The 14,200-nt window shown below is 64.0% G+C and carries 18 protein-coding genes; all 18 read left to right on the top strand.

Going from position 1 to position 14,200, the window contains the following annotated elements:
- Positions 1 to 86 precede the first annotated feature (86 nt).
- The 18 genes from mlaD to BGI01S_RS25955 all read left to right on the top strand — a co-directional run bounded on the left by mlaD (position 87) and on the right by BGI01S_RS25955 (position 14,149).
- Positions 87 to 626, top strand: coding sequence for an outer membrane lipid asymmetry maintenance protein MlaD (gene mlaD, locus BGI01S_RS26040; RefSeq protein WP_042329267.1), 540 nt, complete (start codon positions 87 to 89; stop codon positions 624 to 626).
- Positions 627 to 637: 11 nt separating this feature from the next.
- Complete coding sequence (locus tag BGI01S_RS26035; RefSeq protein WP_042329185.1) at positions 638 to 1,642, top strand: MlaA family lipoprotein; 1,005 nt, start codon at positions 638 to 640, stop codon at positions 1,640 to 1,642.
- A 114-nt stretch (positions 1,643 to 1,756) separates the two neighbouring features.
- Positions 1,757 to 2,389, top strand: a complete 633-nt coding sequence (locus BGI01S_RS26030) for an MlaC/ttg2D family ABC transporter substrate-binding protein (RefSeq protein ID WP_042329183.1) — start codon at positions 1,757 to 1,759, stop codon at positions 2,387 to 2,389.
- Entirely contained in the window at positions 2,386 to 2,679 is a 294-nt protein-coding gene (locus BGI01S_RS26025; RefSeq protein WP_042329181.1) for an STAS domain-containing protein, read from the top strand. The genes BGI01S_RS26030 and BGI01S_RS26025 overlap by 4 nt, the downstream gene beginning before the upstream one ends.
- Before the next feature lie 184 nt (positions 2,680 to 2,863).
- Positions 2,864 to 3,796: an ABC transporter ATP-binding protein gene (locus BGI01S_RS26020; protein WP_042329180.1), complete on the top strand. Its 933-nt coding sequence runs from the start codon at positions 2,864 to 2,866 to the stop codon at positions 3,794 to 3,796.
- Positions 3,793 to 4,557: an ABC transporter permease gene (locus BGI01S_RS26015; RefSeq protein ID WP_042329179.1), complete on the top strand. Its 765-nt coding sequence runs from the start codon at positions 3,793 to 3,795 to the stop codon at positions 4,555 to 4,557. Before BGI01S_RS26020 ends, BGI01S_RS26015 begins: the two co-directional genes overlap by 4 nt.
- Before the next feature lie 15 nt (positions 4,558 to 4,572).
- Entirely contained in the window at positions 4,573 to 4,812 is a 240-nt protein-coding gene (locus tag BGI01S_RS26010; RefSeq protein WP_006052280.1) for a BolA family protein, read from the top strand.
- Between the two features lie 18 nt (positions 4,813 to 4,830).
- On the top strand, positions 4,831 to 6,186 hold the full coding sequence (gene murA, locus BGI01S_RS26005) for a UDP-N-acetylglucosamine 1-carboxyvinyltransferase (RefSeq protein ID WP_408638617.1): 1,356 nt from the start codon (positions 4,831 to 4,833) through the stop codon (positions 6,184 to 6,186).
- Positions 6,183 to 6,869 carry an ATP phosphoribosyltransferase gene (gene hisG, locus BGI01S_RS26000; protein WP_042329176.1) on the top strand — a complete coding sequence of 229 codons (687 nt, stop codon included), beginning with the start codon at positions 6,183 to 6,185 and terminating at the stop codon, positions 6,867 to 6,869. The genes murA and hisG overlap by 4 nt, the downstream gene beginning before the upstream one ends.
- Positions 6,870 to 6,930: 61 nt before the next feature.
- Positions 6,931 to 8,265 (top strand): histidinol dehydrogenase, encoded by a 1,335-nt coding sequence (gene hisD / locus BGI01S_RS25995; protein ID WP_042329174.1) that lies wholly within the window; start codon positions 6,931 to 6,933, stop codon positions 8,263 to 8,265.
- A gap of 175 nt (positions 8,266 to 8,440) precedes the next feature.
- Positions 8,441 to 9,511, top strand: a complete 1,071-nt coding sequence (hisC, locus tag BGI01S_RS25990) for a histidinol-phosphate transaminase (protein WP_042329173.1) — start codon at positions 8,441 to 8,443, stop codon at positions 9,509 to 9,511.
- 63 nt (positions 9,512 to 9,574) lie between these two features.
- Complete coding sequence (gene hisB / locus BGI01S_RS25985) at positions 9,575 to 10,162, top strand: imidazoleglycerol-phosphate dehydratase HisB (protein ID WP_042329170.1); 588 nt, start codon at positions 9,575 to 9,577, stop codon at positions 10,160 to 10,162.
- A 115-nt stretch (positions 10,163 to 10,277) separates the two neighbouring features.
- Positions 10,278 to 10,919, top strand: coding sequence for an imidazole glycerol phosphate synthase subunit HisH (gene hisH, locus BGI01S_RS25980; protein ID WP_042329169.1), 642 nt, complete (start codon positions 10,278 to 10,280; stop codon positions 10,917 to 10,919).
- A 211-nt stretch (positions 10,920 to 11,130) separates the two neighbouring features.
- Positions 11,131 to 11,883 carry a 1-(5-phosphoribosyl)-5-[(5-phosphoribosylamino)methylideneamino]imidazole-4-carboxamide isomerase gene (gene hisA / locus BGI01S_RS25975; protein WP_042329166.1) on the top strand — a complete coding sequence of 251 codons (753 nt, stop codon included), beginning with the start codon at positions 11,131 to 11,133 and terminating at the stop codon, positions 11,881 to 11,883.
- A 223-nt stretch (positions 11,884 to 12,106) separates the two neighbouring features.
- Positions 12,107 to 12,880, top strand: a complete 774-nt coding sequence (gene hisF, locus BGI01S_RS25970) for an imidazole glycerol phosphate synthase subunit HisF (RefSeq protein ID WP_042329265.1) — start codon at positions 12,107 to 12,109, stop codon at positions 12,878 to 12,880.
- A gap of 1 nt (position 12,881) precedes the next feature.
- A complete protein-coding gene (gene hisI, locus BGI01S_RS25965; protein ID WP_174447446.1) occupies positions 12,882 to 13,292 on the top strand; it encodes a phosphoribosyl-AMP cyclohydrolase in 411 nt (136 codons plus the stop codon).
- A complete protein-coding gene (locus BGI01S_RS25960) occupies positions 13,289 to 13,669 on the top strand; it encodes a phosphoribosyl-ATP diphosphatase (RefSeq protein ID WP_042329164.1) in 381 nt (126 codons plus the stop codon). The genes hisI and BGI01S_RS25960 overlap by 4 nt, the downstream gene beginning before the upstream one ends.
- 84 nt (positions 13,670 to 13,753) lie before the next feature.
- Complete coding sequence (locus BGI01S_RS25955) at positions 13,754 to 14,149, top strand: DUF4870 family protein (RefSeq protein ID WP_042329162.1); 396 nt, start codon at positions 13,754 to 13,756, stop codon at positions 14,147 to 14,149.
- Positions 14,150 to 14,200: the final 51 nt, after the last annotated feature.

The following is a 14,200-nucleotide window of genomic DNA, read 5'->3' as shown; positions in this document are numbered from 1 at the left end:
GGCACGTTGGCCGCCGGCGGCGCGTCACTGACTGACGCGCGCTGCGGAAAGCGTCGGCGGCGTGGCGGATTCACTTTGGGATGACGATGAAAAAGACTGCTCTCGACTTCTGGGTCGGCCTGTTCGTGGTGCTGGGTTTCGTGGCGTTGCTGTTTCTCGCGCTGAAGGCCGGCAACATGAGCTCGTTGTCTTTCCAGGCAACTTACCCGGTCAAGCTCAAGTTCGACAATATCGGCGGGCTGAAGGCGCGCGCACCGGTGAAGAGCGCGGGCGTGACGGTGGGCCGGGTCGGTTCGATCGGCTTCGACAGCAATGCGTATCAGGCTGTCGTCGTGATCGATCTCGACAAGCAATATCAGTTTCCGAAGGACACCTCGGCGAAGATCCTGACCTCGGGTCTGCTCGGCGAACAGTACATCGGGCTCGAACCCGGAGGCGACAGCGAAATGCTCAAGGCCGGCGACACGATCTCGATGACGCAATCGGCGATCGTGCTGGAAAACCTGATCGGCCAGTTCCTGTATAGCAAGGCCGCCGATTCGGGCGCGTCGAAGCCCGCCGCGGCCACGCCCGCTCCGGCGGCCGCGGTACCGGGTTCGCCTGCCGCCAGCGCGGCCGGTCAATAAGGAGAACAACAATGCAGACCACACGCTTCGGAGGCGCGCACGCCTTCCAGTTGGGCAAAGTGGTGGTGGCGGCGGCGCTGCTGGCCGGCTGCACCACGGTCCAGACGCCGACCAAGGGCGACCCGTTCGAAGGCCTGAACCGTACCATCTTCACCGTCAACGACAAGATCGACCAGTACGCGCTGAAGCCGGTCGCCAAGGGCTACGTGTGGGCGACCCCGCAGCCGGTGCGCGACAGTGTGACGAACTTCTTTTCGAACATCGGCGACGTCTACATCGCGGCGAACAACCTGCTGCAGTTGAAGATCACCGACGGCGTGCAGGACATCATGCGGATCGTGATCAACACGGTATTCGGCGTGGGCGGCCTGTTCGACGTGGCGACGCTCGCGAAGCTGCCGAAGCACGAGAACGACCTCGGTCTGACGCTCGGTCATTACGGCGTGCCGCCGGGGCCGTATCTGGTGCTGCCGCTGTTCGGGCCGAGCACCGTGCGCGACGCGGTCGGCTCGGTCGGCAACTACTATGTGAACCCGCTGAGCTACATCGATCCGCCGGGTCTGAGCTGGGCGCTGTACGGCCTGAACGTCGTCAACACGCGCGCGAATCTGCTGAATGCGAGCGACGTGCTGGAAGGCGCGGCGCTCGACAAATACTCGTTCGTGCGTAACGCGTATCTGCAACGCCGCCAGTATCTGCTATCGGACGGCCGGCGCCGTCCGTCGGCGTTGCCGAACTACGATGAAGAAGCGCCGCTGCCGCAGTACGAAGACGTCGACGGAGCGGCTGCCGCGCCGGCCGGCGCGGCGCCTGGCACGCAGGGTGCTGCTGCGAAGACGGCTCCGGCATCCGGTACGGCCGGCGCGACACCGCCGCATGCTGCGTCCGAAGCGGCACCGAGCGACGGAGAGACGCCGCCGCTCGATCTGAACGGCGGTCCCGAAACGACGCAGATCCCGGCAGGCCAACTGGTCCCGCCTTCGCGTTTCAACTTTCCGTCATTCAAATTGCGCTGAACGTGCGGCGGTAACAGATCGATACGACTCTCGCAGTTTGCGCATGGATTGGCGTCGAACTCGCGTGTTAAGGTCGGCTCAAACGCTTGCACTACTTTTAAGGCTAGGCTCGATATGAAAAAGTTTTTCCTGATTCCGTTGTTCGCCGCATTGTTTTCGTTCGCTAGTGTCGGTGCATCGGCACAAACCGTCGACACGAATTCGCCGGACGGCATGATCAAAACCGTCACCCAGCAGGTGATCGACGCGATCCGCGCCGACAAGTCGATTCAGCAAGGCGACATCTCGCACATCACGCGTCTCGTCAACGAGAAGATCCTGCCGTACACGGACTTCCGCCGCACCACGCAACTGGCGATGGGCCGCAACTGGCGCACCGCTTCGCCCGAACAGCAGAACCAGGTGGTCGAGCAGTTCAAGATGCTGCTGATCCGCACGTACTCGGGCGCGCTTGCGCAAGTGCGCGACCAGCAGATCCAGTACAAGCCGTTCCGCATGAATCCGGACGACACCGACACGGTGGTGCGCTCGGTCGTGATGAACAACGGCTCGCCGATCGAACTCGACTACCGTCTCTACAAGACGCCGCAAGGCTGGCGCGTGTATGACATCAACGTGCTCGGCGCATGGTTGATCCAGGCGTATCAGCAGCAGTTCAACGAGCAGATCCAGCAGAAGGGCGTGGACGGACTGATCCAGTTCCTCACGCAGCGCAATCAGCAACTGGCCGCGGGCAAGCAGTCGTGAGCGAAGTGCTGAGCCCCGTCGCTAATCGCTTTGAAAGCGCAGCGACGTTGACCCACGAGAGCGCGAAGGCCGCGCTCTCGGCGGGTTTGCAACGCATCGCGGCAGGCGCGACCGGCGTGGACTGCGCGCCGCTCGCGCAATTCGACTCGTCCGCATTGGCCGTGCTGCTCGCGTGGCAGCGTGCCGCCCAGGCGCGGGGCGCCACGTTCGAAATCGTCAATCTGCCGGCTGGTCTCGCCAGTCTCGCGCAAGCCTACGGCGTCGATATCCTTATATCGGCGCGACATTGACGCTCAATCCCGCGTCACTCCCAATCCTCCCGGTCGAGCCGGGGCTGCTGATTTTTGCCCTATAATCAAACGTTTTTTGGGGCGTCTAACCGGCCCCAATTCCGTTTCTTTCCAGCATTTGTGAGCCCGCTCCAGGGCTCCCTCAGGGCTCTTTCAGGCGCCGCGACCCACGCGGCCCATAGTCATGTCAGCCATAGAAATTCGTAACGTCAAGAAGCGCTACAAGGACTTGCAGGCGCTCAAGGGCGTCAGCCTCACGGTCGAAGAAGGCGAGTTCTTCGGACTGCTCGGTCCGAACGGCGCGGGCAAGACAACGCTCATCAGCATCCTCGCCGGTCTCGCGCGCGCCGATGAAGGCAGCATCGCGGTGCGCGGTCATGACGTCGTGACCGACTTCCGCGACGCGCGCCGCGCGCTCGGCGTGGTGCCGCAAGAACTCGTGTTCGACCCGTTCTTCACCGTCCGCGAGACCTTGCGCATTCAGTCCGGCTATTACGGGCTGCGCAACAACGACGCGTGGATCGACGAAATCATGGCCAATCTCGACCTCACCGACAAAGCCGACGCCAATATGCGCGCGCTGTCGGGCGGCATGAAGCGACGCGTGCTGGTCGCGCAGGCGCTGGTGCATCGGCCGCCGGTGATCGTGCTCGACGAGCCGACCGCGGGCGTCGACGTCGAATTGCGTCAAACGCTTTGGAAATTCATCTCGCGCCTGAACCGCGAGGGCCACACGATCGTGCTGACCACGCATTATCTGGAAGAAGCCGAGTCGCTGTGCGACCGCATCGCGATGTTGCGGCGTGGCGAGGTGGTTGCGCTGGAGCGCACCAGCACGCTGTTGCAGCGCTTTGCCGGCATGCAGTTGTTCGTGCGTTTCGCGCAGGGCGTGCTGCCTGCCGAACTGCGCCCGCTCGAAGCGGAAAGCGGCGCGGGCAACGGCAATGGCCGCCAGCATCTGCTGCGACTCACGAGCTACGACGACGTCGAGCGGATTCTCGCGCAGTGCCGCGCAGCGGGCTGTACATTCGAAGAAATCGAGGTCCGCAAGGCCGACCTCGAAGATGTGTTCGTTCAGGTGATGAACGGTCCGGAAGTGATCGAGGGGCTTGCATGAGCGGCTACAGTGGATTCAGTACGCTGTTTTACAAGGAATTGCTGCGGTTCTGGAAAGTGTCGTTCCAGACCGTGCTCGCGCCGATCATCACCGCGCTTCTTTATCTGACCATCTTCGGCCACGCGTTGCGCGATCACGTGGAGGTCTACCCGGGCGTCGCATACACGAGCTTCCTGATTCCGGGCCTCGTGATGATGAGCGTGTTGCAGAACGCGTTCGCGAACAGTTCGTCGTCGCTGATTCAATCGAAGATCACCGGCAATCTCGTGTTCGTGCTGCTGCCGCCGCTGTCGCACTACGAAATGTTCGCGGCCTATGTGCTCGCGGCCGTCGCGCGCGGATTGGCGGTCGGCTTCGGCGTGTTCATCGTGACGATCTGGTTCGTGCCGGTCAGCTTCACCGCGCCGCTCTACATCATTGCGTTCGCGATTTTCGGCGCGGGGATTCTCGGCACGCTCGGCTTGATCGCTGGCATCTGGGCCGAGAAGTTCGACCAGCTCGCCGCGTTCCAGAACTTTCTGATCATGCCGCTCACGTTCCTGTCGGGCGTGTTCTACTCGACGCACACGCTGCCGCCGGTGTGGCGCGAAGTGTCGCGGCTCAATCCTTTTTTCTACATGATCGACGGCTTTCGCTACGGGTTCTTCGGGATGTCGGATATCAATCCGCTCGCGAGCCTCGCGATCGTCGCCGGTTTCTTCGTGGTGCTGGCGGTGGTCGCGATGCGCATGCTCGCGACCGGCTACAAACTGCGCCACTGATCAGGAGCTTCTCTCATGCTGCCGACACCTGAACAGGTCAAGCAATACATTGCGGCTGGGCTCGCCTGCCAGCATCTCGAAGTCGAAGGCGACGGCCAGCACTTCTTCGCGACTATCGTGTCGCCGAGCTTCGAAGGCAAGCGTTTGATCCAGCGTCATCAACTCGTGTATGCGGCGCTCGGCGACCGCATGCGCGAAGAAATCCACGCGCTCAGCATGAAGACGCTGACGCCCGCCGAATGGCAGAACGCGTAATCTGGAAATTTAGTGCGAATTACTCAAGAAGGACGCGACGCCGGTAGCGGCGCGTCGAACACGGTCAATGCAGCCCCGGCCGAAGTCCGGGTCAATCAGGAACTGACAGGCATGGATAAACTCGTCATTGAAGGTGGCTACCCGCTGTCGGGTGAAGTGGTCGTCTCGGGTGCGAAGAACGCGGCGTTGCCGATCCTGTGTGCGGGTCTGCTCAGCGCGGAGCCGGTGCATCTGGACAACGTGCCCGATCTGCAGGACGTGCGCACGATGCTCAAGCTGCTCGGTCAGATGGGCGTGCGCATCGAAAGCGGCGAAGGCCGCGTGACGCTGAACGCGTCGAAGGTCGACAACGTCGTCGCGCCGTACGAAATGGTCAAGACCATGCGCGCGTCGATCCTCGTGCTCGGCCCGCTGGTCGCGCGCTTCGGTCATGCGCGGGTGTCGCTGCCAGGCGGCTGCGCGATCGGCGCGCGTCCGGTGGATCAGCACATCAAGGGCCTGCAGGCGATGGGCGCCGAGATCACGATCGAGCACGGCTTCATCGAAGCGCGCGCGAAGCGTCTGAAGGGCGCGCGCATCGTGACCGACATGATCACCGTGACCGGCACCGAAAACCTGCTGATGGCGGCCGTGCTGGCCGACGGCGAGACAGTCATCGAGAACGCCGCGCGCGAGCCGGAAGTCGGCGACCTCGCGCATCTGCTGGTCGCGATGGGCGCGCAGATCGAAGGCATCGGCACGGACCGCCTCGTCATCCAGGGCGTCGACAAGCTGCACGGCGCGAAGCACACGGTGATTCCGGACCGCATCGAAGCGGGCACGTTCCTGTGCGCGGTCGCAGCGGCCGGCGGTGATGTGACGTTGCGCAAGGTGCGTCCGTTGATTCTCGAAGCCGTGACCGAAAAGCTGCGCGAAGCGGGCGTCACGATCGAAGAGGGCGACGACTGGATGCGCGTGCGCATGGACAAGCGTCCGGCCGCGGTGACGTTCCGCACCTCCGAATACCCGGCGTTCCCGACCGACATGCAAGCGCAGTTCATGGCGCTGAATACGATCGCGGAAGGCACCTCGCAGGTCGTCGAAACGATCTTCGAGAACCGCTTCATGCACGTGCAGGAACTGAACCGTCTCGGCGCGAGCATCACGATCGACGGCAACACCGCGCTCGTGAACGGCGTCGACAAGCTGTCCGGCGCGATGGTGATGGCCACCGATCTGCGCGCGTCCGCGAGTCTCGTGATCGCCGCGCTGCGTGCCGAAGGCGAAACGCTGATCGACCGCATTTATCACCTGGATCGTGGCTACGACCGGATGGAAACCAAGCTCAACGCGATCGGCGCGAAGGTACGCCGCATCTCCGGGAGCCAGGCATGAGTTCGATGCCGCAGACGTCGTCGTCGCCGGCGGTGAGCGCGCCGCTCACGCTGGCGTTGTCGAAAGGGCGTATCTTCGAGGAAACGCTGCCGCTGCTCGCGGCGGCCGGTATCGAAGTGGCCGAAGACCCGGAAACGTCGCGCAAGCTGATCCTGCCGACCACCGACGCGAACCTGCGCGTGATCATCGTGCGCGCGACCGACGTGCCGACTTATGTCGAATACGGCGCGGCCGATTTCGGCGTGGCGGGCAAGGACGTGCTGCTCGAACACGGCGGCAGCGGTCTGTATCAGCCGGTGGACCTCGATATCGCGCGTTGCCGTATGTCGGTCGCGGTCGCGGCGGGTTTCGATTATGCGAAGGCGGTGCGCCAGGGCGCCCGCTTGCGCGTGGCGACCAAGTACGTCGAGACCGCACGTGAGCATTTTGCCGCCAAGGGTGTACACGTCGACCTGATCAAGCTGTACGGTTCGATGGAGTTGGCGCCGCTGGTCGGCCTCGCCGATGCGATCGTCGACCTCGTGAGTTCGGGCAATACCTTGCGCGCCAACAATCTTGTCGAGGTGGAGGAGATCATGGAGATTTCGTCGCGCCTCGTCGTGAACCAGGCGGCGCTCAAACTCAAGCGCGCCGCGTTGCGGCCGATTCTCGACGCGTTCGAACGCGCATCGAAGGCCGGCTGAACGGCAGCCTGAAAACTGTGTGGTGTGACCACGCTGTAGCCTTACCGGAACGGATACCCGTATGTCTATCAAGATTCGCAAACTCGATTCCACCGCTCCCGACTTCCAGAAGTCGCTGCACGCGGTGCTCGCGTTCGAGGCGAGCGAAGACGAAGCAATCGAGCGCTCGGTCGCGCAGATTCTGAACGACGTGAAGGCGCGCGGCGACGAGGCGGTGCTCGAGTACACGAACCGCTTCGACCGTCTCGACGCGAAGAGCGTCGCGGCGCTCGAACTGCCGATGTCCGAGCTGGAGGCGGCGCTCGAAAGCCTGGAGCCGAAGCGCCGCGCGGCGCTCGAAGCGGCGGCGGCGCGCGTGCGTGGCTATCACGAGAAGCAGAAGATCGAGTGCGGCAGCCATAGCTGGCAGTACACGGAAGCCGACGGCACGGTGCTCGGCCAGAAGGTCACGCCGCTCGATCGCGCGGGTATCTACGTGCCGGGCGGCAAGGCGGCGTATCCGTCGTCGGTGCTGATGAACGCGATTCCGGCGCGCGTCGCCGGCGTGCGCGAAATCGTCATGGTCGTGCCCACGCCGGACGGCGTGAAGAATCCGCTGGTGCTGGCGGCCGCGCTGCTGGGCGGCGTGGACCGCGTGTTCACGATCGGCGGCGCGCAGGCGGTGGCCGCATTGGCCTACGGCACGCAGAGCGTGCCCGCGGTCGACAAGATCTGCGGTCCTGGCAACGCGTATGTCGCGTCGGCCAAGCGCCGCGTGTTTGGCACGGTCGGCATCGACATGATCGCCGGACCGTCGGAAATCCTCGTGCTGTGCGACGGCACCACCGACCCGCGGTGGGTCGCGATGGACCTGTTCTCGCAAGCCGAGCACGACGAACTCGCGCAATCCATCCTGTTGTGTCCGGACGACGCGTTCATCGCGCGCGTGCACGATGCCATCAACGAACTGCTGCCGACCATACCGCGCCGCGACGTGATCCAGGCGTCGCTCGAAGGGCGCGGTGCGCTCGTCAAGGTGCGCGACATGGCGGAAGCCTGCGCGATCGCCAACGACATCGCGCCGGAACACCTCGAAATCTCCGCGCTGGAGCCGCATCAGTGGGGCCAACTGATCCGCCATGCCGGCGCGATCTTCCTCGGCCGCTACACCAGCGAGAGCTTGGGCGACTACTGCGCGGGACCGAATCACGTGCTGCCCACGTCGCGTACCGCACGCTTCTCGTCACCGCTGGGCGTCTACGATTTCTTCAAGCGTTCCAGTGTGATCGAGGTCAGCGCGGAAGGCGCGCAGACGCTCGGCGAGATCGCGGCCGAACTCGCGTACGGCGAAGGCCTGCAGGCTCATGCCCGCAGCGCCGAATACCGGATGCGGCAGAACAACAACGATCGCGGCTAGGAGCGGCGCGGCGAGTCCGATAGAGAAGCGACGCTGGCGCTGCCCGCAACCTTCGGCGACGGATTGCGCGCGCCCGTTCACTTTCCTGTTCATAACGACATTAGAGACCAACCAGGGCGGCCCGTGTGCCGCCAATGCCCGGCCGGCATCTTCCTCACGGCCGGTCCACAAAGCTATGACGACACCTCAAGACATCATCCGCCGCGACGTGCTCGCGATGACGAGCTATCCGGTTCCGGACGCGACGGGCTTCATCAAGCTCGACGCGATGGAAAACCCATTTCCGCTGCCGCCGGTACTCGCCGCGCATCTCGGCGAGCATCTTGCCGGTGTCGCGCTGAACCGCTATCCGGCGCCGCGCCCGGACGCGCTGATCGAAAAGCTCAAGCGCGTGATGAGCGTGCCGGCCAGCTGCGACGTGCTGCTCGGCAACGGCTCGGATGAAATCATCAGCATGGTGTCGGTCGCGTGCGCGAAGCCGGGCGCGAAGGTGCTCGCGCCGGTGCCGGGTTTCGTGATGTACGAGATGTCCGCGAAGCTGGCGAACCTCAAGTTCGTCGGCGTGCCGTTGAAGCCGGACTTCACGCTCGACACCGACGCGATGCTCGCCGCGATCGCCGAGCACGAACCTGCCATCGTGTACCTCGCCTATCCGAACAACCCGACCGGCACGCTGTTCGACGACGCGGACATGGAGCGCATCATCGCCGCGGCGACGAAGAGCCTCGTGGTGATCGACGAGGCGTATCAGCCGTTCGCCCAGCAAAGCTGGCTGCCGCGCGCCGACGCGTTCGACAACGTCGTCGTGATGCGCACGGTGTCCAAACTCGGCCTCGCCGGCATCCGTCTCGGCTACCTGGTCGGCAAGCCCGCATGGCTGACCGAATTCGACAAGGTACGCCCGCCGTACAACACCAACGTGCTGACGCAAGCCGCCGCCGACTTCCTGCTCGACCACGTCGACGTGCTCGACGCGCAGGCCGCGCAATTGCGCGAGGAGCGCACGAAACTCGCGCAGGCAGTGGCCGCGTTGCCGGGCGCCGAAGTGTTCCCGAGCGCGGGCAACTTCCTGCTGGTGCGGGTGCCCGACGCGTCCGTGATGTTCGAAACGCTGCTTACGGCGCGGGTTCTGATCAAAAACGTGAGTAAAATGCACCCATTGCTGGCCAATTGCGTGCGTTTGACCGTCGGTTCGCCGGAGGAAAACGCGCAATTGCTCGCCGGACTGAAGCTCGTGCTGCACTGAACGGCGCTGCCGTTTTCCCACCCCACACTACTATCGCTTTCTAGCTCGATTCGAGGAATTACCATGCGCCTTGCGGAAGTCGTTCGCAACACCAGCGAAACGCAGATCCGTGTGAAGATCAATCTGGACGGCACCGGTCAGCAGAAGCTGGCCACCGGCGTGCCGTTTCTGGACCACATGCTCGACCAGATCGCACGACACGGTCTGTTCGACCTCGAGATCGAAGCGCATGGCGACCTGCATATCGACGACCACCACACGGTCGAAGACACCGGCATCACGCTCGGCCAGGCGGTCGCGAAAGCCATCGGCGATCGCAAGGGCATCCGCCGTTACGGCCATTCCTACGTGCCGCTCGACGAAGCGCTGTCGCGCGTCGTGATCGATTTTTCCGGCCGTCCGGGTCTCGAGTTTCATGTCCCGTTCACGCGTGCGCGCATCGGCACGTTCGACGTCGATCTGTCGATCGAGTTTTTCCGCGGCTTCGTCAATCACGCCGGCGTCACGCTGCACATCGACAACCTGCGCGGCCTGAATGCTCACCATCAGATGGAAACGGTGTTCAAGGCATTCGGCCGGGCATTGCGCATGGCCACGGAAATGGACGAACGCGCGGCCGGGCAGATTCCGTCCACTAAGGGCAGCCTTTAAGCGGAATCAGGCCATTCAACTTTAGACGACTCATTGACCAGCACCGGGCGTCGGCAAACCGTCGTTCGGCGCGGGACATCACCGTCGGATTGGCGGCATTGCCGCCAAACTTGAAATGAAAACTTCGATAGCGATTGTGGATTACGGAATGGGCAACCTGCGCTCGGTGGCCCAGGCATTGCGCAAGGCTGCGCCGGAAGCGGACGTGGCGATCGTCGACCAGCCGGAAGCGATTCGCGCGGCCGACCGCGTGGTGCTGCCGGGTCAGGGGGCGATGCCCGATTGCATGCGCAGTCTCGGCGAGTCCGGCCTGCAGGAAGCGGTGATGGAGGCGTCGCGCAGCAAGCCGCTGATGGGCGTGTGCGTCGGCGAGCAGATGCTGTTCGACTGGAGCGCCGAGGGCAACACGCCGGGTTTAGGCCTGCTGCCCGGCAAGGTGCTGCGCTTCGATCTCGAAGGCCAGGTCCAGGACGACGGGTCGCGCTTCAAGGTGCCGCAAATGGGCTGGAACCGCGTGCGCCAGGCGCAGCCGCATCCGTTGTGGGACGGGGTCGCCGATAACGCGTTCTTCTATTTCGTGCACAGCTATTACGTGCAGCCGGACAACGCCGCGCACACCGCGGGCGAAACGGTGTACGGTGTGCCCTTTACCTCGGCGGTGGCGCGGGATAACATCTTCGCCACCCAATTTCACCCGGAAAAGAGCGCCGACGCGGGGCTGCGCGTGTATCGCAACTTCGTGCACTGGAACCCGTGAACGCCTTTTTTCATCCGGTCGTCGCACGCCGTCCCGCCGCGAGCGGGGCGGGCGCCGCGTGCCACCGCAACACAACGATTTCGCTTCCACAGGGCGCTCCGCAAGGGCGCCGAAAGAGTTGTACTAAACTAGCGAAACGGCGTTTGGGCGGACTGGCTCACCAGCCGCTCGCGTCGACCTTCAACCCCTTCCCAGACAACACCCGATTGCTATGCTGCTGATTCCCGCCATCGACCTGAAAGACGGTCAGTGTGTACGCCTCAAACAAGGCGATATGGACCAGGCGACGATATTTTCCGAGGAACCGGCGGCGATGGCCCGACATTGGGTCGACCGTGGCGCCCGTCGTCTGCACCTCGTCGACCTGAATGGCGCGTTCGCCGGCAAGCCGAAGAACGAAGACGCGATCCGGGCGATCATCGAGGAAGTGGGCGGCGAGATTCCCGTGCAGCTGGGCGGCGGTATCCGCGACCTGAACACGATCGAGCGCTATCTGGACGACGGGCTGTCGTACGTGATCATCGGCACGGCGGCGGTGAAGAATCCGGGCTTTCTGCAGGACGCGTGCACGGCGTTCGGCGGCCATATCATCGTCGGGCTGGATGCGAAAGACGGCAAGGTCGCGACCGACGGCTGGAGCAAGCTGACCGGCCACGAAGTCGCCGACCTCGCGCGCAAGTTCGAGGACTACGGCTGCGAGTCGATCATCTACACCGACATCGGCCGCGACGGGATGCTGCAAGGCATCAACATCGAAGCCACGGTGCGCCTCGCGCGCGCGGTGAAGATTCCGGTGATCGCGAGCGGCGGTCTGTCGAACCTCGCGGACATCGAGTCGCTGTGCGAAGTCGAAGACGAGGGCATCGAAGGCGTGATCTGCGGCCGGGCGATCTACTCGGGCGATCTCGATTTCGCGGCGGCGCAGACGCTGGCGGACCGCCTGCGCGAATCGGACGACGCGTAAAGCCGGTCGGTTTCGGAACCGGATGTCGGGTCCGGCGCCGTCGCGCTGGACCGGTCGCGCGACGTTCGCAGCAGACGCGGCGCTTCGTCCAGGATAACGCGTCGCCGCACGGCCGCGCTTCACTCGCGGCGTGACGCAGCCGAGCGTGGCTGGTCGCGCCGGCACCGTGCCGCAAGCCTCAGGCAAGCGGCCTCATCAGCGGTATTGGCAGAATTGCAAGATCATGGCTCTAGCTAAACGCATCATCCCCTGTCTCGACGTCACGGCTGGACGCGTGGTCAAGGGCGTCAACTTCGTCGAACTGCGCGATGCGGGCGACCCGGTCGAAATCGCCCGACGCTACGACGATCAGGGCGCCGATGAACTCACCTTCCTCGACATCACGGCCACCTCCGACCAGCGCGATCTGATCCTGCCGATCATCGAGGCGGTCGCCTCGCAGGTCTTCATTCCGCTGACGGTCGGCGGCGGCGTGCGCGCCGTCGAAGACGTGCGGCGTCTGCTGAACGCGGGCGCGGACAAGATCAGCATGAACTCGTCAGCGGTCGCGAATCCGCAGCTCGTGAAAGATGCCACCGACAAATACGGCTCGCAGTGCATCGTCGTCGCGATCGACGCGAAGCGCGTGTCCGCGGACGGCGAGACGCCACGCTGGGAAGTCTTCACGCACGGTGGGCGCAAGGCCACCGGTCTCGAAGCGGTCGAATGGGCTCGCAAGATGGCCGAACTCGGCGCCGGCGAAATCCTCCTGACCAGCATGGACCGCGACGGCACTAAAAGCGGCTTCGATCTCGCACTCACGCGCGCAGTATCGGACGCGGTGCCGATTCCGGTGATCGCGTCGGGCGGCGTGGGCAACCTGCAGCATCTCGCGGACGGCATCAAGAACGGCCACGCGGACGCGGTCTTGGCCGCGAGCATTTTCCACTACGGCGAGCACACCGTGGGCGAGGCCAAGCGCTTCATGGCCGATCAAGGCATTTCGGTGAGGTTGTGACGTGGTGAATCCCTCTGCAGTGAATTGGCTCGACAAGGTCAGGTGGGACGCGAACGGGCTCGTGCCCGTAATCGCGCAGGAAGCGTCCACCAACGACGTGCTGATGTTCGCGTGGATGAACCGTGAAGCATTGGCGAAGACCATCGAACTGGGTCGCGCGGTGTACTTCTCGCGTTCGCGCCAGCGCCTGTGGTTCAAGGGCGAGGAGTCCGGCCACGTGCAGCAGGTGCACGAAGTGCGGCTCGATTGCGACGAAGACGTCGTGCTGCTGAAGGTGGAGCAGGTGTCGGGCATCGCGTGCCACACCGGCCGCCACTCGTGCTTTTTCCAGAAATTCGAAGGCTCGGTGGACGACGGCGATTGGGTCGCCGTCGATCCCGTGCTGAAAGACCCCGAACACATCTACAAATGACGCAATCCACGCACACCACGTCCACCGCCGATACCCTGCTGCGCCTCGCGGCGATCATCGACAGCCGCAAGGGCGGCGATCCGGACGTCTCCTACGTGTCGCGCCTGTTCCACAAGGGCGATGACGCGGTGCTCAAGAAGATCGGCGAAGAGGCCACCGAAGTCGTGCTGGCCGCCAAGGACACGCGCCACGGCGGCGCGCCGAAGGCGTTGGTCGGTGAGGTCGCGGACCTGTGGTTCCACTGCCTCGTGATGCTGTCGCACTTCGATCTGAGCCCGGCGGATGTACTCGCCGAACTCGAGCGCCGCGAAGGTTTGTCGGGCATCGAGGAAAAGGCGCTGCGCAAGAGCCGCGAACGCGAGCAGAACGGCGATTGATCGCCTGGCCCGGCTTGAAGTCGCGAGCATCGGCGCCCACATTGCACGGAACGCAACTGAGCGCATCTTCGGGAGGACGCAAGCATGGAACAATCGCACGAGAGCTATCCGCCGCCGGTCTATCGCAATGCGATGGAGCCGGAGCGCGAACGCAGCCTGCGCACGCTCACCCACGTGCTGTATGCGCTGTACGCGGTCCACTGGCTGACGGGCGGCCTGACGATTCTGATCGCGATCATCATCAACTACGTGAAGCGGCCCGATGTGGTGGGCACGCCGTACGAAGCCCACTTCGAGTGGCAGATCCGTTCTTTCTGGCTGTGCCTGCTCGGCTATGCGATCGGCGGCCTGCTGCTGCTGGTGGTGATCGGCATTCCGGTCCTGTGGGCCGTCAGCATCTGGATGTTGTACCGTATTATCAAGGGCTGGCTGTATCTGTACGATAACAAGCCGCTCGCGAATCCGCGCAGCTGGGTCTGAGCGCAGTCGGCCCGTTCGTCGGGCCCGGCTCGAACCTCGCCGCGTCACGTT

It is taken from the genome of Paraburkholderia ginsengisoli NBRC 100965 (assembly GCF_000739735.1).
GTDB lineage: Bacteria > Pseudomonadota > Gammaproteobacteria > Burkholderiales > Burkholderiaceae > Paraburkholderia > Paraburkholderia ginsengisoli.
This window is presented reverse-complemented; position numbering and strand designations above follow the sequence as displayed.

What these genes read in the sequence shown, in the direction of transcription:
- mlaD (WP_042329267.1), top strand. Translation starts at nt 87, where the DNA reads ATGAAAAAGACTGCTCTCGACTTCTGGGTCGGCCTGTTCGTGGTGCTG.
- BGI01S_RS26035 (WP_042329185.1), top strand. Translation starts at nt 638, where the DNA reads ATGCAGACCACACGCTTCGGAGGCGCGCACGCCTTCCAGTTGGGCAAA.
- BGI01S_RS26030 (WP_042329183.1), top strand. Translation starts at nt 1,757, where the DNA reads ATGAAAAAGTTTTTCCTGATTCCGTTGTTCGCCGCATTGTTTTCGTTC.
- BGI01S_RS26020 (WP_042329180.1), top strand. Translation starts at nt 2,864, where the DNA reads ATGTCAGCCATAGAAATTCGTAACGTCAAGAAGCGCTACAAGGACTTG.
- BGI01S_RS26015 (WP_042329179.1), top strand. Translation starts at nt 3,793, where the DNA reads ATGAGCGGCTACAGTGGATTCAGTACGCTGTTTTACAAGGAATTGCTG.
- BGI01S_RS26010 (WP_006052280.1), top strand. Translation starts at nt 4,573, where the DNA reads ATGCTGCCGACACCTGAACAGGTCAAGCAATACATTGCGGCTGGGCTC.
- hisG (WP_042329176.1), top strand. Translation starts at nt 6,183, where the DNA reads ATGAGTTCGATGCCGCAGACGTCGTCGTCGCCGGCGGTGAGCGCGCCG.
- hisD (WP_042329174.1), top strand. Translation starts at nt 6,931, where the DNA reads ATGTCTATCAAGATTCGCAAACTCGATTCCACCGCTCCCGACTTCCAG.
- hisC (WP_042329173.1), top strand. Translation starts at nt 8,441, where the DNA reads ATGACGACACCTCAAGACATCATCCGCCGCGACGTGCTCGCGATGACG.
- hisB (WP_042329170.1), top strand. Translation starts at nt 9,575, where the DNA reads ATGCGCCTTGCGGAAGTCGTTCGCAACACCAGCGAAACGCAGATCCGT.
- hisH (WP_042329169.1), top strand. Translation starts at nt 10,278, where the DNA reads ATGAAAACTTCGATAGCGATTGTGGATTACGGAATGGGCAACCTGCGC.
- hisA (WP_042329166.1), top strand. Translation starts at nt 11,131, where the DNA reads ATGCTGCTGATTCCCGCCATCGACCTGAAAGACGGTCAGTGTGTACGC.
- hisF (WP_042329265.1), top strand. Translation starts at nt 12,107, where the DNA reads ATGGCTCTAGCTAAACGCATCATCCCCTGTCTCGACGTCACGGCTGGA.
- BGI01S_RS25960 (WP_042329164.1), top strand. Translation starts at nt 13,289, where the DNA reads ATGACGCAATCCACGCACACCACGTCCACCGCCGATACCCTGCTGCGC.
- BGI01S_RS25955 (WP_042329162.1), top strand. Translation starts at nt 13,754, where the DNA reads ATGGAACAATCGCACGAGAGCTATCCGCCGCCGGTCTATCGCAATGCG.